The 19,232-nt window shown below is 61.8% G+C and carries 18 protein-coding genes and 1 tRNA gene; 5 read left to right on the top strand and 14 right to left on the bottom strand.

All coding sequences use genetic code 11. The features are described from left to right. Positions 1-10 precede the first annotated feature (10 nt). Positions 11-418: a hypothetical protein gene (locus ACWPVA_RS08100; RefSeq protein WP_454287196.1), complete on the top strand. Its 408-nt coding sequence runs from the start codon at positions 11-13 to the stop codon at positions 416-418. On the opposite strand, the gene ACWPVA_RS08095 is transcribed toward ACWPVA_RS08100, so the two are convergent. Further along, positions 406-489: transfer RNA gene (locus ACWPVA_RS08095), tRNA-Leu, on the bottom strand. The two genes, ACWPVA_RS08100 and ACWPVA_RS08095, sit on opposite strands and share 13 nt — an antisense overlap. A 16-nt stretch (positions 490-505) precedes the next feature. Here ACWPVA_RS08095 and ACWPVA_RS08090 point away from each other — a divergent pair. Then, complete coding sequence (locus tag ACWPVA_RS08090; RefSeq protein WP_454287195.1) at positions 506-1,501, top strand: tyrosine-type recombinase/integrase; 996 nt, start codon at positions 506-508, stop codon at positions 1,499-1,501. 185 nt (positions 1,502-1,686) lie between these two features. Here ACWPVA_RS08090 and ACWPVA_RS08085 read toward each other — a convergent pair whose 3' ends face one another. Next, complete coding sequence (locus ACWPVA_RS08085; RefSeq protein ID WP_454287194.1) at positions 1,687-2,631, bottom strand: hypothetical protein; 945 nt, start codon at positions 2,629-2,631, stop codon at positions 1,687-1,689. Between the two features lie 69 nt (positions 2,632-2,700). Then, on the bottom strand, positions 2,701-4,155 hold the full coding sequence (locus ACWPVA_RS08080) for a TrkH family potassium uptake protein (RefSeq protein WP_454287193.1): 1,455 nt from the start codon (positions 4,153-4,155) through the stop codon (positions 2,701-2,703). Between the two features lie 97 nt (positions 4,156-4,252). Here ACWPVA_RS08080 and ilvA point away from each other — a divergent pair, with 97 nt between their 5' ends. Beyond that, positions 4,253-5,503 (top strand): threonine ammonia-lyase, encoded by a 1,251-nt coding sequence (gene ilvA / locus ACWPVA_RS08075; RefSeq protein ID WP_454287192.1) that lies wholly within the window; start codon positions 4,253-4,255, stop codon positions 5,501-5,503. Here ilvA and ACWPVA_RS08070 read toward each other — a convergent pair. Next, the gene (locus tag ACWPVA_RS08070) at positions 5,496-6,488 is read right to left on the bottom strand and encodes a glycerophosphodiester phosphodiesterase family protein (protein ID WP_454287191.1); all 993 of its coding nucleotides are present in this window, start codon (positions 6,486-6,488) and stop codon (positions 5,496-5,498) included. The two genes, ilvA and ACWPVA_RS08070, sit on opposite strands and share 8 nt — an antisense overlap. Positions 6,489-6,594: 106 nt before the next feature. On the opposite strand from ACWPVA_RS08070, the gene ACWPVA_RS08065 reads away from it, so the two are divergent. Then, entirely contained in the window at positions 6,595-6,918 is a 324-nt protein-coding gene (locus ACWPVA_RS08065; protein ID WP_454287190.1) for an HlyU family transcriptional regulator, read from the top strand. A gap of 99 nt (positions 6,919-7,017) precedes the next feature. Here ACWPVA_RS08065 and ACWPVA_RS08060 read toward each other — a convergent pair whose 3' ends face one another. Then, positions 7,018-7,635, bottom strand: coding sequence for an FMN-dependent NADH-azoreductase (locus ACWPVA_RS08060; protein WP_454287189.1), 618 nt, complete (start codon positions 7,633-7,635; stop codon positions 7,018-7,020). A 144-nt stretch (positions 7,636-7,779) separates the two neighbouring features. Here ACWPVA_RS08060 and ACWPVA_RS08055 point away from each other — a divergent pair, with 144 nt between their 5' ends. Next, positions 7,780-8,748: a LysR family transcriptional regulator gene (locus ACWPVA_RS08055; protein ID WP_454287188.1), complete on the top strand. Its 969-nt coding sequence runs from the start codon at positions 7,780-7,782 to the stop codon at positions 8,746-8,748. A gap of 43 nt (positions 8,749-8,791) precedes the next feature. Here ACWPVA_RS08055 and ACWPVA_RS08050 read toward each other — a convergent pair whose 3' ends face one another. From ACWPVA_RS08050 to ACWPVA_RS08010, 9 genes are all read right to left on the bottom strand, one after another. Further along, the gene (locus tag ACWPVA_RS08050) at positions 8,792-10,786 is read right to left on the bottom strand and encodes a bifunctional 2',3'-cyclic-nucleotide 2'-phosphodiesterase/3'-nucleotidase (protein WP_454287187.1); all 1,995 of its coding nucleotides are present in this window, start codon (positions 10,784-10,786) and stop codon (positions 8,792-8,794) included. 155 nt (positions 10,787-10,941) lie between these two features. Continuing rightward, positions 10,942-11,277 carry a PilZ domain-containing protein gene (locus ACWPVA_RS08045; RefSeq protein WP_454287186.1) on the bottom strand — a complete coding sequence of 112 codons (336 nt, stop codon included), beginning with the start codon at positions 11,275-11,277 and terminating at the stop codon, positions 10,942-10,944. Positions 11,278-11,417: 140 nt separating this feature from the next. Beyond that, positions 11,418-11,891 carry a DUF1203 domain-containing protein gene (locus tag ACWPVA_RS08040; protein ID WP_454287185.1) on the bottom strand — a complete coding sequence of 158 codons (474 nt, stop codon included), beginning with the start codon at positions 11,889-11,891 and terminating at the stop codon, positions 11,418-11,420. A 363-nt stretch (positions 11,892-12,254) separates the two neighbouring features. Next, the gene (gene sseA / locus ACWPVA_RS08035) at positions 12,255-13,688 is read right to left on the bottom strand and encodes a 3-mercaptopyruvate sulfurtransferase (RefSeq protein ID WP_454287184.1); all 1,434 of its coding nucleotides are present in this window, start codon (positions 13,686-13,688) and stop codon (positions 12,255-12,257) included. 20 nt (positions 13,689-13,708) lie between these two features. Continuing rightward, positions 13,709-14,446 (bottom strand): alanyl-tRNA editing protein, encoded by a 738-nt coding sequence (locus ACWPVA_RS08030; protein ID WP_454287183.1) that lies wholly within the window; start codon positions 14,444-14,446, stop codon positions 13,709-13,711. A 5-nt stretch (positions 14,447-14,451) separates the two neighbouring features. Further along, positions 14,452-15,492, bottom strand: a complete 1,041-nt coding sequence (locus tag ACWPVA_RS08025) for a cysteine synthase A (protein WP_454287182.1) — start codon at positions 15,490-15,492, stop codon at positions 14,452-14,454. A gap of 181 nt (positions 15,493-15,673) precedes the next feature. After that, positions 15,674-17,134 (bottom strand): cryptochrome/photolyase family protein, encoded by a 1,461-nt coding sequence (locus ACWPVA_RS08020; RefSeq protein WP_454287181.1) that lies wholly within the window; start codon positions 17,132-17,134, stop codon positions 15,674-15,676. 142 nt (positions 17,135-17,276) lie between these two features. After that, positions 17,277-17,501 carry a hypothetical protein gene (locus ACWPVA_RS08015; protein WP_454287180.1) on the bottom strand — a complete coding sequence of 75 codons (225 nt, stop codon included), beginning with the start codon at positions 17,499-17,501 and terminating at the stop codon, positions 17,277-17,279. Between the two features lie 300 nt (positions 17,502-17,801). Further along, complete coding sequence (locus tag ACWPVA_RS08010; RefSeq protein ID WP_454287179.1) at positions 17,802-18,923, bottom strand: baeRF11 domain-containing protein; 1,122 nt, start codon at positions 18,921-18,923, stop codon at positions 17,802-17,804. Positions 18,924-19,232 lie beyond the last annotated feature (309 nt).

The following is a 19,232-nucleotide window of genomic DNA, read 5'->3' as shown; positions in this document are numbered from 1 at the left end:
AGAGGGTATTATGATCATTGGGACACAACACCTCGAAAGACTGGCTTTGGCCGTTGAAGAATTTCGCCGCATCTATCCCGATGCGCCGATCCTGTCGTTCCAGGTCTTTCTAACCATCGCGCTCAATCCGGGCATTACTGGTCTCCAGTTGATCAAACGCCTGGGTGTGTCCCAATCGGCTGTAAGCCGGCACCAGATGCTGCTGTCGGCCTGGACGTGGCAGGGTAAGAAGCCGGGGCTGGATCTCGTCGAAACCCTTGAAGACCCAATGGACCGCCGGGGCAAGATTGCGTTCCTGACGCCCAAAGGGCGGACGCTCGCCTGTGTGCTGCTTCGCATCCTCGACCCCGAGTCACAGGTTGACCCGAGTGCCTTCCTGTCGGCAAAGGAATATCTGAGGTTTGCTGGTGCCCGGTGAGGGACTCGAACCCTCAAGCATTGAGCGAGGCATTTTAAGTGCCTTGTGGTTACCAGTTTCACCAACCGGGCAGAAGGAGAATTGACCGTGACAGTTAAACCGCGTGGCCAATCCTGGCAAGCCTCGGTCTCCTACAAGGGCACTCGATACCGCAAGGATTTTGCGACCAAGAAGGAGGCCGAGATATGGAAGCTCGAGACGCTGGTCGCTTTCAAATCAGGCCGGAACCCATTTGAAGAGACGGCCAAGGCGGTCCCCACCTTGAGGGAGCACGTCGCCGCGGTCGCCAAGGTACATTGGGGACCTATGAAGTCGGCCACGAAGGCTATCCAGACGGCCACCAACACGATCAACATCCTGGGACCAGACCGGCTCGTGGATACATTGCGCCCCGCGGATATTGACGTGGTCAAGCTCCACTTCCAGGACCGAGGGCGCAGCCCGAAGACGGCCAATCGTCACCTCGCAACCCTCTCCAAGCTGGTCGACTATGCCGTCCGCTACGGCTACCTCAAAACAGGCTTCAAATCGGGCATCACCCGTGAGACGCAGGGTCGTATGCGGTACTTCTCCGAAGACGAGATTACCGAGATGTTGGACTACTGCGACGGCGCCGGCGACGAGTTGCTCAAGGACTACATTCTGGTGTCCCTCGACACAGGTTTCAGACAGGGTGAGGTGATGAAGATCCTGGTCAAGGATATTGGACGGGACAACATCTGGACCTTCGACACCAAGAACGGGAAGAACCGTGAGGTGCCCTTGACCGCCCGAGCGAAGGAGATCCTGCGCCGCCGCATAATCGGTCTCGGGAGGAACGATCGCGTGCTCCCCCCAACGGCCAGCTGGATCGCTGACCACTGGGGTGAGATGCGGAAGACCCTCGGCCACGGTGGAGAAAAGGACTACGTGCCACATGTACTGCGGCACACTTTCTGCACCAGACTGCTCGAATGCGGGGTGGACATCAAGACCGTCCAGGAGCTGGCCGGCCACGATAATTTGACCACCACGCAGAAGTACGCGAAGTCCTCGCCGGATCGCAAGATCCGGGCGATCGAGGCTCTTTCGAGGGCTTCGTGACACATGACACATGTGTGTCATTTTCCTGTGTCACAGGCACAAGAACAGTTCAAAGTGAGTTGCCTAACTAGTTGAAAAGACTGGTTTTTGAGAGATGGTACTTGTGGGTTGTCAGACTTAAAATCTCTCGGCCTTAGGCTATGCGGGTTCGATCCCCGCCGTCCGCACCAGGTGCTTCGCCTTTTTCACACATCCGGGATGGGATAGCGGCGGCGGTCGACGAGCTTGAGGCTTCCGTCCGGCTGGACGATATAGCGCTCTTCCCATTCCTTGCCGAACTGATCCTGAAACCGGTGGAAGACAATGCTGCCGGCGGGCGATTTGGTCAGGCGGGTGGTTGGGCCTCCGCCATAGGTAATGCTGCCGGGGACAGGCGCAATTTCGTGGCTTACGGCGGTGCAGCCCGCGAGAATGAGGGAAATCGAAATGGTGGCGATGCGTCTCATGGGTGTTCTCCTTCGACTGCCGGGGTAAATGGTGCGCGGGAAATTGGTTCCCGGCGTCTGTGCCGCCGCTGGCGTCAGCTGGACGGTGAAAGCTTGCTCGAAACTCGTGAAACGTTTGCCGACGAGGTCGTTGACGGTGTATTTCAACAGGTAGTCACCCGGCTCGGCGCCGGTGATGTCGAGCGTCAGGTGGGTGAAGATTTCCTGATTGCGCACCAGACTGGTGAAGGTGAACTCGCCGAAGCTCTTCTGGCTGGCGAGCACCTTGCCTCCGGGCTTAGAGATCTCGAAGTCGACGCTGAAATTCGCTTCCTCGAGACCGTCGCTGTTCGGTTTCCAGTTCAGTCCGATCAATTCGACATAGGTGATCAACGGTTCGCCGGGCCTGAAAACCGGTTCGGGCCGCGCTGCATAGGCGCCGTAGGCCCTGGGCTTTTGAGTGACGAACACGGCCTTGCTCACCATGAAGGGCAGGGCCATCGAAAAGGTGCCGAAGGCATCGCGGATCGTTTCATAGGCGTCGATCACATCGCCGGCCGCGGCCTTCTCCTCGGCCAGCCTGGCGGCATCCGCGAGCGGACCGGCGATAGCCGGGGTGGTACCGATCGAAGCGATCAGTCCGGCGCCGAGAAGCGCCGCGATGATTTGTCCGCCGGTGAAAGCAGTCCGTCCTTTGATGCCCATGTCGATGCTCCCCTTTTGGTCCCTATCAGCGCAGTTCTGAAAAAATCCGCAGAGTCGTCAAGACTCTCGTCAGGTGCGCCAGAAAATCGGCATGAGCAGAACGAGAACCGACAGAACCTCGAGACGTCCGAGCAGCATCATGAGCGACAGCAGATAGAGTTCCGGATCGTTCATCATGGCAAAATTGCCGGCGGGTCCGATCAGCGCGCCGATACCCGGACCGACATTGGCCAAAGCGGTGATGACCGCGGAGGATGCGGTGACAAAATCGTAGCCGAGCGCGGCCATGATCAGGCTTCCCACGACCCAGAGGAAGGTGAAGGCGCTGAAGAACAGGAAGATGGTACGCTGCGTTTCGGTATCGACCGTTTGCCTGCCATAGCGGACCGAATAGACGGCGTTCGGATAGATCAGCTTCTTCAGTCCGGTGATCACGACATTCGCCAGGATGACGAAGCGATAAGCCTTGATGCCGCCGGAGGTGGAGCCCGAACACCCGCCCATGAAGGTGGCAAAGAACGCCGCCATCACGGCGAAGGGACCCCAAAGCAGATAATCCTGACTGGCAAAGCCCGTGGTTGAAAGAATTGAGGCGAAGTTGAAGAAGGAATGGGTCAGGGCTTCGGGTAGCGCGATACCGTTCTTCACGTGATTGTAGAGCGCCGTGGTAATGGCGAAAGCCGAGACATAGCCGAGGAAGACGAAGATCTGCGGGTCGCGCAACGCATCCAGCCGACCGCGGACGGCAAAGACGATCAGAATCGAGAAGGGCAGGCTGCAAAGTGTCATGAAGAAGGTCGAGATCCACAGGATCGCGTCGCTCTGGAAATAGCCAAACGAGGCATCGTGGGTCGAGAAGCCGGCCGTCGCCACCGTCGAAAAGGCATGGTTGATTGCGTCGAAATGGCTCATGCCGGCGAAGGCGTAGGCGATGGCGCACGAGAGCGTGATGCCGACATAGATGGCCATGAAGGCACGGGTGAATGTCGCGAGCCGGGCAAACGGCTTGTCGTTGGTATCGGACGATTCCATCTTGAAGAAGGACATGCCGCCGACGCGCAGGAAGGGCAGGACAAAGAGACCCAGCGCGACGATACCGATGCCGCCGAGCCAGGCGAGCAGCGAGCGCCACATCAGCAGGCCGGGCGGCATGGTGTCGAGTCCCGAAATGACGGAAGATCCCGTCGTGGTGATGCCGGAGGTGGATTCGAACAAGGCCTGGGCGAAGTCGAGTTCGGGTCCTGAGAACATAAAGGGTACCGCGCCCACCACCGCGAAGACCACCCACAGCACGTTGACCAAGAGGAAGCCGAAACGCTTGCTGAAGGTGGGCGGCGGCCCGCGCGTTGCCATGGCCGCCATCAGCGATAGCCCGCCGACCATGAAGGCGCAGGTGGCGAAGACACGCCAGTCGTCATGACCGTAATAGAGATCGACCATGGCCGGGACGAGCATGGCGGTCGACAGATAGAGGCCGCAGAGGGCGGCGATATAGACGACCGAACGGAGGAGGCTGGCGTTCAAGGAAATGTCCTGGGTTGTTGCCGCGCAAAGATGCTTTGTCTCCGCCACGTCTCTATGCCATAGCGGGAGCGAGATCAAAATTCAACGGATGGACAACGTGACGAAGATGGACGTGGAAGCCGCGGTCGAAGCCCTGCGGGCTCTTTTCCCCGCGACGCCGCTTCAACTCAACGAGCATCTGAGCGCGCGCTACGGCGCGCAGATCTTTCTCAAGCGTGAGGATCTGACGCCGGTGCGATCCTACAAGATTCGCGGCGCCTTCAACTTCCTGCGCAAGATCGTCGCCGATGGTGCCGGGGCCAAGACCTTCGTCTGCGCCTCGGCCGGCAATCATGCCCAGGGCTTTGCCTTCGCCTGCCGCCATTTCGGCGTGCCGGGCGTGGTCTTTATGCCGGTGACGACGCCGCAGCAGAAGATCGACAAGACTCGCACTTTTGGCGGCGAGTTCATTACCATCCGCCTGTTTGGCGATATTTTCGATCAGTGCTATGCGGCGGCCCGCGAGCATGTCGAGACGATCGGGGGCTACATGGTGCCGCCGTTCGATCACGAGGACATCATCGAGGGTCAGGCGACCGTGGCAGCCGAGATCGTCGAGCAACTGCCGGAAGGCGTGACGCCGGATCTCATTGTGGTTCCCGTGGGCGGCGGCGGTCTGTCAGCCGGCCTGACCGGCTATCTCGCCGACCTGCTGCCGCCTCAAGCCTTCCTGTTTGCCGAACCGGCCGGGGCCCCGAGCCTGAAGAGGAGCCTGGAGGCCGGAGAGGTTGTGACGCTGCCGAAGGTGGACAATTTCGTCGACGGTGCGGCCGTAGCGCGGATCGGCGATCTGAACTTCGCGGCACTCAAACACTTCTCGCCCGAGCAGGTGATGATCATCCCGGAAAACGCCGTCTGCGTGACGATTGCCGAGATGCTGAACGTCGAGGGCGTGGTGCTGGAGCCGGCGGGTGCATTGTCGATCGCCGCGCTCGACCGACTGGGACGGGACAAGCTTGAAGGCAAGACTGTTGTGGCCGTCGTCAGCGGCGGCAATTTCGACTTCGAGCGACTGCCGGACGTCAAGGAACGCGCCATGCGCCATGCCGGGCTGAAGAAGTATTTCATCCTACGCCTGCCGCAGCGCCCCGGCGCGCTGCGCGATTTTCTCAATCTTCTCGGGCCTGACGACGACATCGCCCGATTCGAATACCTGAAGAAGTCGGCCCGCAATTTCGGCTCGATTCTGATCGGCATCGAAACACGCGAGCGCAACAGCTTTGCTGATCTCCTATCCCGCTTCGAGGCGGCGGGACTTGGCTATGAGGACATTACCGAAAACGAGATCCTCGCCAACCTGATCATCTGATCGGGCCGATGCCCGCGGCCTCCGCCCATTCCCGCGCGGTTTCGATCCGGTTGGTCCACACCAGACCGGTGAAGTTTTCCGGCACGGCCTTCCAGTCCTCAAGGCTGTCGATGCCCGCGGAGCCCGGATCGCCGCTGCGGTAGGGCCCAAGCAGGATCACGTCCGTGCCCGCAGCCTGCATGCGCTCGACGAAGCGGACTGGCCAGCCCCAGAGCAGCGGCGCATAATTGACCGGCACCGGCAGCAGCCGATTGCGGCAGCTTGCCTGCACATGGCCGGACCAGCCGATGGCGAGATAGGACACGAGGCAGTCCTTGACCGAAGTCCTGGTGTAGCCGCGAAGCGCGGGAAGGACGGCCAGCGTCGCCTCCGTCGGGCGGTCGCCGCCATACACCCCGAAGACGGTGGCGAGAGCCCTGGGGTCGCGTGCGAGCCTGGTGGCGAGTTCCGTGCCTTCCTCGACCCGTTCGCTCTTGAAGTTGACGAGAAAGCGCTTGTCGGGGAATGCCTCGAACACCTGATCGAGCTCCGGCATCAAGCCGATCCCCTTGCCGCGAAAGGGAAAGGTGCGGCCGCCGTCGGCCGTATAGCCGTAGCCGATGTCCGCTCTGGCGAGTTCGGCATAGGGCGTGTTCTCGGTCACGCCGGCAAGGTTTGTGCGGCAGTCGAGGGTCCAATCGTGGAACACGGCGAAATTGCCGTCCGGTGTCAGGTGCACGTCGAGCTCGACCACCGTGGCGCCCGCCGAAAAGGCGGCCTGCATCGAAGCAAGCGTGTTCTCGAGATAGGGATGCGACGGCTGCCCGATCCGGGTCGCGGTGCAGGTGTCGTTGTCGAGGCCCGTACGGTCGAACACCTGATGCTGGCCGCGATGGGCGATCACCTGCGGTCCGCTTCCCTCAGGAAACCGGCTGAACAGGCTGGTGTTCATCAGCCAGACGATGCCGGCGAAGGCGACCAGGGCGACGAGAATGCGGCTGATCATGAGCTCTCCCTTTTTGACGGGGAGGGTGAGGGGCGATTGGGTCAATTCCGCGACCGAACAGCGGCAGGGGCTTCTGTCTTCGACGCTCCTGTGCTAGGCAATCGCCATGTCCATCTTGTCCAGTCTCTTCTCGGTCTTTTCCGGCGGCGCCAAGCAGCAGAAGGATTTTGCCGTCCCTGCCGCCGAACCGCAGGTCCATCAGGACTGTCTCATCTATGCCGCGCCGATCCGCGAGGGCAGTCAGTTGAGACTCGCCGGCCGGATCGAAAAACAGGTGAATGGCGAGACGCTGGAACGCGTCTTTATCCGCGCCGATGTCTTCACATCGGAGCAGGACGCGCTGGAATGCACCTTCCGCAAGGCGCGCCAGATCATCGACCAGAACGGCGCCTCGCTGTTTGCCGACGGCGCGAAATCGCGCAACGTCTGATTTTCCACCGAACGCTCCAAGCATTCGCCGTCTAAACGGAACGGCCGCCACGACATGTCGGGCGGCCGGAGATTACGTTGGCGATGGCAATCCGGGATGTCAGGCGGCGCGCGCCAGATCCCGCGCCTTTTCCTGCGCAGCGGAAATCGCCTTTTCGGCGGCTTCCGGGCCGTAGGCGACGCCCTCGATACGGATCGTCTCGATATCGGTGATGCCGAGGAAGGCCAGGACCGAACGCAGATAGGGTTCGGCGAAGTCCAGCGTCGCACCCGGGCCGGAGGAGTAGATGCCGCCCGAGGCGATCACCAGATAGGCCTTCTTGCCGGTGGCAAGACCAACAGGACCGTTTTCCGAGTAGCGGAAGGTGCGGCCGGCGCGGGCGACATGGTCGACCCAGGACTTTACGATCGACGAAATGCCGAAGTTGATGAAGCCGGTCGAGATGATAATCGTGTCGGCGGTGAGCAGTTCGTCGACCGCGGCATCGGAAACGGCGATGGCTTTGGCCTGGGCCGGCGTGCGCTCTTCCGGCTGCAGGCGGATGGCCGAGGAGAAGTCGGCGCCGATATGCGGCAGGGGATCACGGGCGAGGTCGCGCTCGACAACAGTGGAAGCCTCAGCCTTGGCGGACAGGTCGTCGGCAAGCTGGCGGGCGATCTTGTTGGAGAGCGAATCGTCGCCGCGCGTGCTGCCGGTTACGAGAAGAATGGAGGACATGGAGGTCACCTCTGGGTGTGGAATGGGATGTCCGCCTGCGGCCCTGGGAGCTGGCCTCAGGCGGTGCGTCACAGATAATCTCCATTTCCCATCGATTAAACTGTGATAATATGGATCGCAATCATCGATGAAGTGGATAGATCCATGCTTCCCAATCCGACTCTCGACCAGTTACAGGTCTTCGTCGCCGTCGCCGAGACGGGCAGTTTTTCCGCCGCCGCCCGCCAGCTCAACCGTGCCCAGTCGGTGATCAGCTACACGATCGGCAATCTCGAGGCACAACTGCAACTGATGCTGCTCGAGCGCAGCGGCTCCCGCCAGCCGGTCCTCACCGATGCGGGGCGAGCCATCCTCGAGGATGCGCGCCGGATGCTCTCGGACCTTGACAGCCTGCGCGCCCGTAGCAAGGCGTTGACGCAAGGCCTTGAGGGAGAGGTGAAGCTTGGCGTCAGCGTGATGGTTCCGGATCAGTCGCTGGTTGGGGTCCTCGGCCGGTTCCAGGAGACCTTTCCGACCGTGCGGCTGCGGCTGACGGTCGGCAGCCCGTTTCTGCTCACGCGCATGCTGGAGAAGGGTCAGGCCGATGTCGGCATTGGCGGATCGATGGAAGGCGTGAGCGACGGGCTTGTCGGCCAACGCATCGGCACCTCCTTCCTGGCGCCGGTCGCCGCCCGCAGCCACCGGCTGGCGCAGCTGAACCGGCCGCTGTCGGTCGCCGACGTCCGTGACGAGAACCAGATCGTCGTCTCGGATGCCACGGCACCGGCCGATGCCAAGGACTTCAATGTCTTTTCACGCAGGACCTGGCGCGTCAGCGACATGGCGACGAAGAAGCAGTTGATTGCCGGTGGATTGGGCTGGGGCGGCGTGCCGCTGGCCATGATCCATGATGAACTCGTTTCCGGGGCGGTGGTCCGGCTCGCGATGGACGCCTATGAGGCGATCGACTACCCGATCTTCGCCGCCTGGCCTGCCGCAAGCCCGCCGGGACCCGCCGCGAAATGGTTGGTCGAACGATTTCGCGAGACTTTGGCGAACTGTCCGTCATCGATCGCCGACGTGCTGACCTGCATGGAAGGGGATGAGCGGCCGGACGTTGCGCGCGCCGGCTGACGGGCAAAGGTGGGCCAATGTGTCGGCACGCGCGGCGATGTCGTCAGAGAATCAGTCGGAACTTGGCAAAGCCATCGGCGGCGTCACCAGCATCCTCGATCCTGGCGCCCTTGATCGCGGAGGCATATTGCCGGCCCTTCGGCCCGCTCTCGAAGATCGTCGTCGTGCCGGCCATCGGGGCAAACGACCAGTTGCCGTCGGCCGAGGGATTGATCTCGCCCTGCGCGATGATATAGCGCACGATCACGTCACGATTGGTGTCGGGCGCGACGAAGACCACCTTGTCGGCCGCGATCTCCGGGAACTTGCCGCCGCCGCCGGCGCGGTAGTTGTTGGTGGCGACGACGAACTTCTGCGCAGGGTCGATCGGCTTGTCGTCGAACATCAGGTTGACGATGCGATTTGCGTCGGGGTTCACCGCCTTGCCCTCCTTGTCGAACTTCGCCGGCTGGGAGAGGTCGATCTGGTAGGTCACGCCGTCGATCACGTCGAAATTGTAGGACGGGAAGTCCGGATTGATCAGCGGTTGGTCCTTTTCGCCGGGTTTCAGCTGGTTGAACATTCCAGCGGACATTTCCAGCCAGTTCTTGACCTGCTCGCCGGTGATGACCACGGCCTGCACAGTGTTCGGATAGAGATAGAGGTCGGCGACGTTCTTGATGGCGATGTCGCCGGCCGCGACGTCGGTATAATAGTCCGCGCCGCCGCGTCCGCCGGCCTTGAAGGGGGCGGCAGCGGAGAGCACCGGCAGGTCCTTGTGCGGGCCGTCCTTCAGCATGTCCTTGACGTACCAGATCTGCGCATTGGAGACGATCTGCACGGAGGGATCGTCGGCGACCAGGGCAAAGTACGAATAGAGCGGTGCCGATGTCTTGCCCACCGGGGTACGGACATAATCGAGGGTGGCTGCATGTTCGTCGGCGACCGAGGCGACGACCTCGGCCTTGTCGGCGACGTCGGCGACGATCTTGCGGTTCTCGTCGCGGTGGTAGATCGGCCGGGCTTCGCACGTGAAGTCGACGATCGTCCAGCCATTGCCGTCCTTCTCGATCAGAAGGTCGATCAGGCCCATATGTGAGCCCCAGAAGCCGGCCATGACCGCCGGCTTGCCGAGCAACGTGCCCTTGGCCGCATCGACGCCCTCGATATCGACGAAATCCTTCGGGCCGGGGAAGACCAGATGCTGGTGGCCGGTGAAGATCGCATCGATGCCTTCCACGCCAGCGAGATAGAGCGAGGCGTTTTCCATCCGCTCGCTCAGGCCCTTGCCGTCGATGCCGGAATGGGACAGCGCGATCACGATGTCGGCGCCTTCCTCCTTCATCACCGGGACCCAGGCGCGCGCCGCCTCGACGATGTCGCGCGTCTGGCCCTTGCCCTCGAGGTTCTTGGCGTCCCACAGCATGATCTGCGGCGGCACGAAGCCGATGAAGCCGACCTTGATCGGGTTCTCGCCGCCGGCGCCGTCCTTGATCATCTTCTCGACGATGACATAGGGTTTAAAGTGCAATTCGTCCTGCTTGGGGTCGCCGGCGAGCAGGCCCTTGGTCAGGTTGGCGCAGACGATCGGGAAATTCGCGCCGCCGAGCGTGTTGAACATGAAGTCGAGGCCGTAGTTGAACTCATGATTGCCGACCGTTCCGCAATCATAGCTGAGCACGTTCATCGCCTTGATCACCGGATGCAGGTCGCCGGCCTTCATGCCCTTCTTGTAGGCCATGTAGTCGCCCATTGGATTGCCCTGAAGCATATCGCCGTTGTCGACCAGCATGGAATTGCCGGCCTCGGCGCGGATCTGGTCGATGATCGAGGCCGTGCGGGCGATGCCCATCGTGTCGTTCGGCTTGTCGGCATAATAGTCGTAGGGCATCACGTTGACGTGGATATCGGTCGTTTCCATCAGCCGCAGATGCGCCTGGGTGGCGTTGCCATTGGCACGCACGGCGAAGGGATGGAGCGTGATCAGCGCCGTCGTGGCGACGAACCCGCCGAGGAAGGCACGGCGGGACATGGGATGGAGATCGATCAGGGACGACATGGAGGCTCCTTGGCAAAACGGTCTCGAGGCCGAGACTAGGTTCGTTTTGCAAGCAGTGCATCCGTAAAATGACAGGGGTGTGTCGGGGGGAACACTTCGACGCAGACAGGCTATGGCCCGCCCGCCCGTGAACCGCAAGACCTGCTCGTGGGCGACTACCGCGACAAAACCGGCCGCACTTCCTTGTGAAAGTGGCGGAAATAGGCGGACATCTGGGCGAGTGTATTGCTGTTCTGTTTGATCTGTATGCCGAGCCGACCGTTGCGGCACCAGCGCACCGTGCCCTCGATGAGGCCGATCGCGTCGTTTTCGATCAATACGGTGCTGCCGTTGGCCGCATGCAGCTTGCCATAGAGTTCGAAGGCGATGCCGGTGCGCGAGACGTTGAGGACGCGGCCGTCAGCGGTCTGGTTGAGATGGCGGATGCGGCTGTCGATCCGGCATTGGCTGCGGGTGGATTTTCGGCCTTCCATATTGAGGTTCGGCTGCATCGGCTACTCGCTCAAAAAGTGGATAGATCTTGGGAGAGCCTAAACGATGAATTCTTTCCGCACGCTGAAGCGAAATGGTAAAATATTCGCTACTGCGGAAGGGCCGTCCTTCCCACCGGTCCGGCCTTCCGTGCGCGCTGTCAGGCCCGGTCGATCCGGCATTGATAGCAGTTGTTGCGTGCCGAGCGCACATGGACATAGGCGATTTCCGGGCTTTCGAGCAGTTCGCGGGCCCGATCTTCAATCTTCTCCCGCACGGTGACGGCGCCCGTGCCGTAGACGATGCGGTCGTCATGGCCGTAGCCGCGCAGGATGAAATCCGGGCTCTCCGTCAACACCGGTGGCAGGATCTCGCTTGCCTGGTAGCGCGGGCAGGGCTCCGCGTGGATGAAAATCGGCCCGGTCTCGGCATAGGGCTGCAACGTCGGGAAAGGCCGATAGGCGAGAGTCAGATAGGCTTCGCCGCCAGCAATGAAGCCGAGGCAGTGGCGGCATGGATAGCCGTCGCCGGCAGCCATGCGGCGTTCCGGCGAACGCCCGCAGGCGTCTGGCTCGCCGGCCCACAGGGCTTCGGCATCAGGCGTGGGGATGGCGGTGAAAATTATGGCCGTCATGGGGTCGTCTCCTGTTCGATTGCGCGACCATCGAACGAACTGCGACCGCCGGCCACCCGTTTCCTGCCGGGTAGAGAGGCTTTGCATCTCAAATTGGCCTTCTCCCGAAAAGCCGGGGACGGTAGCGTTCCCGCGCCTTGTGCGTCGGAGGAGGCAAAGATCGTGAGTACGATAACGGCCCGCTATCCAGGAAAGAGCAGGGATTTCAGATGGGAATTTGAATTGTCTAAATTAAGACATTAGGAACATTCGGCGTGTCTGAATGCAGCGAGTGAGCTTTGCGATCTGCAACAGCGGCGCCAGCACCGACGGCGCCCTTGAAGGGGCGCCGCGCGGGACGGTCAAACGCAAACAGGTCCAGTATCACAGGGCCGCGCGGTCACGTCGCAGCATCTGCAGCAGTTCCAACTCGCTGAGCGGATCGACGAGCGCCTCATAGGTCTCGACCGGCGAGAAGCCGAATTGCTGGTATAATTGAAGAGCGCGCGGATGGTCGAGCGTATTGGTGGTGACGGAGACCTTCTGAGGGTTGAACTGCCAGGCAGCGTAGAGCGCCTGCAGCAGGAACCACTTGCCAAGCCCCAGGCCCAGCGCATGCTCGAACAGGCCGAAATAGGACAATTCGACCAGTTCTTCGTTTTCCTGGCTGAGTTCGTAGAAGCCGGCCGGTGCGCCGTTCACGTAGAGCACGGAAATGTTGACCTTAGGCGCATGGATGATCGCCTTGAGCTCCCCGTCGCTCATCCTCAGCCGTTGGTACCAGTGCCAGCGTGCGCCGACCTGGCGCTGCAGGAAGCGGTAGAAAGGCACGGGGATCTCGTGAGTGCGCATGATCGCGGTCTGGATGTTGACCGGGATTGGCAGGCTGGCCTTGGGCGGCGCGGTCATCTCTAGCCGCGTCACATGCGCGGTGATGGGTCCGTGCGCGGTGGTCGGGATCGCTTCGGCCGGTCCGGTTGCGACCGGCGTATCGTCGCGCCCGCCCCATTCTGACCAGGAGCCGTCATAGAGCGAATTGTCGGTATGGCCGAGCGATTCGAGGGCAAGCGTGATGACGGCCGCCGTCACTCCCGAGCCGCAACTGGTCACGACCGGCTGGCTGAGGTCTATGCCGGCATCGGTGAAGATCGAGCGCAGCGTCGGCAAATCCTTGAGGTGGCCGTTTTCGGACAGCGACGCGGCCGGCACGCTGCGGGCGCCGGGGATGTGGCCGGAGCGCATGCCTTCGCGCGGTTCCGGCTCCTCGCCGGTGAAGCGGCCGGCAGGCCGCGCATCGGCGATCTGGCGCACGCCCCTGTCGGCAATCTCGCGCATTTCATTGAAGGAGGTCACCCGGTGGCGAGCGAAATCGAAGTCGAAGGTGACGGGTGCCGGTTCCGGTAGGTCGGTTTGCAGCGGCCGGCCTTCCGCCTTCCAGGCGTCGACACCGCCGTCCAGAACATAGACATTACGGGCACCCATGACGCGCAACATCCACCAGGCGCGCGGCGCCGAGAAGAAGCCGGGGCCGTCATAGACGACGATCGTATCGGTCACGGAAATGCCCAGCAGGCCCATTTCCTCGGCGAATTTTGCCGGAGAAAGCAGCGAATGCGGCAGGCCGGTGGTCTGGTCGGCGATCGCATCCTGATCGAAGAAGACTGCACCTGGAATGTGGCCGGAGGCATATTCGACCGCGCCGTTGCGGTTCTGCGCAGGCAGGTACCAAGATGCGTCAATGATCTTGAATTCCGGTGCGCCGAGCTGCTTCTCCACCCAGTCGGCGGACACGACGAAACGGCTTCTCTCCGCAGGCATGCGCTTCTCCCAATGCTTTGTCAGGCGGAGGCTTCCGGGGTGCCGAAACGAATGCGGAACCGTCGGTTCTCCTTGCCCTTTTTCTCGATTTTGGCGATGTGAATCGCTCCGACCTCCTGAGTCTCCGAGACATGTGTGCCGCCGCAGGGCTGACTGTCAACGCTCGAATTCTCGCCGATGCACACCAGGCTGACTCGCCCCATGCCGATCGGCGGGCGAACGTTCTTCGACTTGACGATGGCGGGATTGGCAGTGACTTCTTCGTCGGTGATCCATTGGACGAAGATTGGGTGATTCTCGCCGACGAGCCGCATCAGTTCGGCCGTCACGGACTCTTTGTCGATCGTTTCGCCCATATCGAAATCGACGCGACTCTCATCTTCGCCGACGGCGGCGCCGGTGATCGGAAAGGGACAGACGACCGAGAGCAGGTGGCAGGCGGTGTGCATGCGCATCAACTTGTAGCGGCGCGGCCAGTCGACATGCAGCACCAGCTTTTCGCCAAGGGATGGGGCCGGATGGCCTTCCGCGATCTGGTGCAGGATAGCTTCCTTGCTCTCGCCGTGACGGGTGAGCGCGATCTCGATCTTCGAGCCGTCGGCCCGTTCGAACAGACCGGTGTCGCCCGGCTGGCCGCCGGAGGCGGCGTAGAAGCAGGTCTGGTCGAACTCGATCGCCCCGTCATCGTGGATCCGCGTGACCGTGCCCTCCGCAGTGGCGAGGTAGAAATCGTCGCGGTAGAGGGCAATGGTCGACATGGATCTCACTCGGTCGGTTGGAAGGGCACGGCGTAATTGACTTTTCTTTCGATCCAGGCGGGCACCGGCAACTGCTTGGACCGCAGGAAATCTGGATTGAACAGCTTGGACTGATAGCGGTTGCCGTAGTCACAAAGCACGGTGACGATGGTATGGCCCGGGCCGAGATCGCGCGCAAGGCGGATGGCACCGGCGATGTTGATGCCAGACGAGCCGCCGAGGCACAGGCCCTCGTTCTCGACCAGGTCGAAGACGATCTCGAGCGCTTCCGCGTCGGGGATCTGGTAGGCGTAATCGGGGGTAAAACCCTCGAGATTGGCGGTGATGCGGCCCTGGCCGATGCCCTCGGTGATCGAGGAGCCCGACGATTTCAACTCGCCGTTCTTGTAATATTCGTAGAGCGCCGCACCCTCCGGGTCGGCGATGCCGATCTTCACCTCTGGCTTGAGACGGCGAAGCCCCATGCCGACGCCCGCCAGCGTGCCGCCGGAGCCGACGGCGCAGACGAAGCCGTCGACTTCGCCGCTTGTCTGGTCGTGGATCTCCCGGGCTGTCGTGGCGATATGGGCGTCGCGATTGACGGTATTGTCGAACTGGTTGGCCCAGATCGCGCCGTTCGGTTCGCTTTTCGCCAGTTCCGCAGCCAGCCGCCCGGAGAGCTTCACGTAATTATTGGGGTTCTTGTAGGGGACTGCCGGGACCTCGACCAGTTCGGCGCCGAGCAGCCGCAAGGCGTCCTTTTTTTCCTGGCTCTGCGTCTCGGGGATGACAATCACGGTACGATAGCCGAGGGCCTTGGCGACCAGCGTCAGGCCGATCCCGGTGTTGCCCGCCGTTCCCTCGACGATCACGCCGCCGGGCTTCAGCAGGCCGCGGCGCTCGGCGTCACGGATGATGAACAGCGCGGCGCGATCCTTGACCGACTGGCCGGGGTTGAGGAACTCCGCCTTGCCGAGGATGGTGCAGCCGGTCGCCTGGGATGCGCCCTTCAGCCGTATGAGCGGCGTATTGCCAATCGCCTCAAGAACGGATGGATGGAATGTCATGATGTCTGCCTTCTCTTTGCCAGAAGATTAAGCGGCGACTTTTCCGGGCACAAGCGGCCATTGGCAAGGAAACGGTTTTCAACCTCATGCCGGCTTTGGAAAAACCATGCCAGACGGATAGTCCGCACTATGGCGTCCGTGGCATGTGGTGACCGGTCCCGGCGGTTCCGGGCCGCGTCGGTCAGCCGCCCTCGTTAGAACGCGGAAGGGACTGGTAGGCGGCCATGGCCCGGACGCGCGCGACCTTGTGGTCAACGATCGGTAGCGGATAGGTCTCGCCGAGTGTGACGCCGGCCGCGGCCAGGACGGATGCCGGCGCCTCGAAGGGCCTGTGGATGGAGCTCGTGTCGAGTTTGGCAAGCTCGGGCACGAAGGTGCGGACATAGTCACCGTTGACGTCGAATTTTTCGCCCTGGCTGACCGGATTAAAGATGCGGAAGAAGGGGGCTGCGTCCGCGCCCGATCCCGCCACCCACTGCCAGCTCGCCGCGTTCGAGGCCGGATCGGCGTCGACCAGCGTGTCGCGGAACCAGCGCTCTCCCTCGCGCCAGTCGATCATCAGGTTCTTGATCAGGAAGGAGGCGACGATCATGCGCACCCGGTTGTGCATCGTGCCATGGCGCCAGAGCTGGCGCATGCCGGCATCAACGATCGGATAGCCGGTCTGGCCCCATTTCCAGCGATCAAGCAGGTCCGGCGCGTCCTGCCAGGGGAAGGCGTCGAAGCGCGCGTTCCAGTTCTTCGAGGCAAGCTGCGGGAAATGGAACAAAAGGTGATAGGAAAAATCGCGCCAGGCAAGTTCCTTTCGGAAATGGATGACGTCCTCCGCCGCGATTCGGTCAGTCAGCCCGCGCGTCGCGTGCCAGACGGTGGCGGGGGAGATCTCACCCAGCGCAAGGTGCGGGGAGAGCATGGACGTGTGGCAAAGGGCCGGATAATCACGCTTGGCTTTGTAGCCGGCGAGGCCGGCGTCGATGAAGTGCTGGAGGCTTTGGCGCGCGCCTTCCTCCCCGGGCGTCCAGACGGCGGAGAATTCGTTGGCCCAGTCCGGCGTCCCCGGCAAGAGTCTCCACGTCTCCAGCCGTTCGGATCGCGGCCAGTTGTCCGGCGCAGCAAGGGCGGAGGGCGCTGGAACCGGTTCAGGTGGTTCGCCGGAGGCTTCGAGCGCGCGCCAGAAGGGCGTATAGACCCTGTAGGGACCGCCGGCTCCGGTTCTGAGCCGGGAGGGTTCGTGCAGCAATTGCCCGGAGAAACTGCGCACGGTAATCTCGGTTCGGGTCAGTTCCTCCTTCAGCGCCGAATCAACAGCAATACCGTTGGGATCGTGGCGCCGGTTCCAGAACACTCTTGTCGCATCTGTCTCGGCGATCAGCGCCCCGAGCACCTCGTCGGCGGCTCCCCGGCGCAGCGTGAGACTGCTGCCTTTCCGCTCCAGCGCGGCGGCAAGCTGCTTGAGCGAATGGTGGAGCCACCAGGCTTGTGCCGCGCCGAGCGGGCCGTTGCCGGATGAAGCAGGTTCGAGAATGTAGACCGGCAGGACCGGCAGCCCACTCTCGGCAGCACAGGCAAGGGCGAGATTGTCTTCAAGTCGCAGATCCTTGCGGAACCAGACGATGACGGGGGCTGAACTGCTGTTTGGCATCAATCATTCCGAATGTTCTGTCTTTTCGGAAGATACGAGGAAATGGCCGCCCAGGTTCACCGGCCCGGCGAATTTACGCCTCGCCGGTGAATCTGCTCCAACGATCGCAAACCGGGTCCCGGTTTGTGACACGCCGTCTTCGTCAGGACGCGATCGCAAGCTTGCGCTGACGCGCTCTCTCCGAATTGATCATCTGCATGATCTCGACGGCACTTTCCCGGACGAACAGGCGGTGCAGCTTTTCTGCAACCGGCGCTGTCGTCAAAAGGCAGGTGTATTTTTCACGCTCGTACCAGCGGAAATCAACGACATTGTCCATGTTCACGAAGAAGGGGAACCCGTCCCCGTCATGAAGCTGGAGCCACATATGAATTTTCTCCTGATATCGACCATTATGGTCCGTGGAGATAGCAGGCAAAAATGAAGAGGGGGTTTCCCCCGCCAGGCGAGTATCGTTAAATCCGCAGCCCAGACAAGAAAAAGGCCTGCGCTGCTGCAGCGCAGGCCAGCGATGGGGCTGACGAGAGGGATTCGACCGCAATGGTGCGATCGATCATGACCGGGATCTATGAGCCGCGTTGACGGTCGGTCGACAAAACCAAGTCGCGTGCGGCGGATGAGTCCTGAGTTCAATTGGCAGCGTGCCCTTGAGAACCAAGCCCGGACGTTAAAGCGGATATCGCAGGATCGCCGCGAGGTCTCCTTCGCCGGGCAGGTCGGCTTTTCTCACGCCGAGAACGCGGGCGCCGTTCGCCAATGCGCGGCCGGCAATCTCGTCGACCACGCCGTAGTTGGTGGCATCTGCCTTTTCTGCGAGACTTATCGCGCCTGTCTGCTCGTCCACGACGCCCGGAATGATAGCGTCAATGTCCACAAGCACTGTTTCGATGGCACCGTATGTCGCCGCGCGCGCGGCCTGGGCCAAATCACAGGTGGCCCGACCGTCGCTCGCACGCGCCTCATAGAGATCCTTCAACGCAGAAAGTTCTGCAGCATTTGCGGCATCGAGCACAGGCCGCGCCGCGTCGGCCAACTCCGCGTCGGTAACCCGGTCAGGACTGGTCTCGATTCCGTCCGGGAGCAGGTCAGGATAGCTGTTGACGGACCGATAGAGGGACGCAAGCCGGCCGGTGGCCGCCAGGATGAGCGGGGTCTCTCGTCCGCTGAGTACGGGCCGCAGGGCCGCGTCCACCTGACGCGCATATTGACGAAACCTTACGTTCTGTCCTTCCGAGCCATGAATGCGGCCGCTCTGCGAGCGGTCATTCAGGGTGGACTTGCCAACCGCGCTTGCTGCGTCCTTCGGCAGACCATCCACCTTGACGGTGACAGCGGGCAGGTCGGTGTTGATTTCGACAAGCCTTACCGCATTCTCTGAAAGAGCCAGGACAAATGCCGAATTGGGAAATGTGATCGCGCGCAGAAGCGGCTTCAGGTGGAAGCGATCCGCGACCGAAACCGATGGCGAAAGCCGGTTGGCCAGTCGGAACGTACGGAACGTGTCGGGAGTGGCGAGGACGGCAAGGCTATTGGCCTGGAGGCTCCAGAACTCCTCATCCTCAGCCAGATCGTCGAAATGCTCCATCAGTGCGGCAAGCCGGCGCTTGTCGAACCCCACAGCCTCCAATTGTTCGCGCGCCTGTTTTGCCAGGTTCCCGAGTTCGATGCGGCTCGCGTCCGAATCCTGGGTCAGTGGCGTGGTCTCCAGGTAGATCGAGACACAGGCATCTGCCCGCACGTCGTTCAAAGCCTTGAATTCGGGCCGGGTGGGCAGGTCGACATGAAGCATGGGATTTCCTTCTACTTATTGCATTTCAGCTACGCACAAGCCTTTGGCACGCGCGCATGATGATAAATTTCGGCGATATCGTTCATTCATGGGCGCTCGCGACGAGAGTGTCGCATCAAGCCTCTGGAGCATCCGTTGCGTCATGCTACCGCAAAGCTTGCCTGGAAAAGACGCCACGAATTGCGGTCATAAGGCCACCAAACTCACTGATTGCTAAGCCAAACAGAGCGGGCCGCACTCGCCTTCAGGGATTTACATATCATACTGAATAGCTAGGGCGTCGGGGGTAAAGGTCAAGAGTTCGGCACG

It is taken from the genome of Rhizobium arsenicireducens, assembly GCF_964021225.1.
This window is presented reverse-complemented; position numbering and strand designations above follow the sequence as displayed.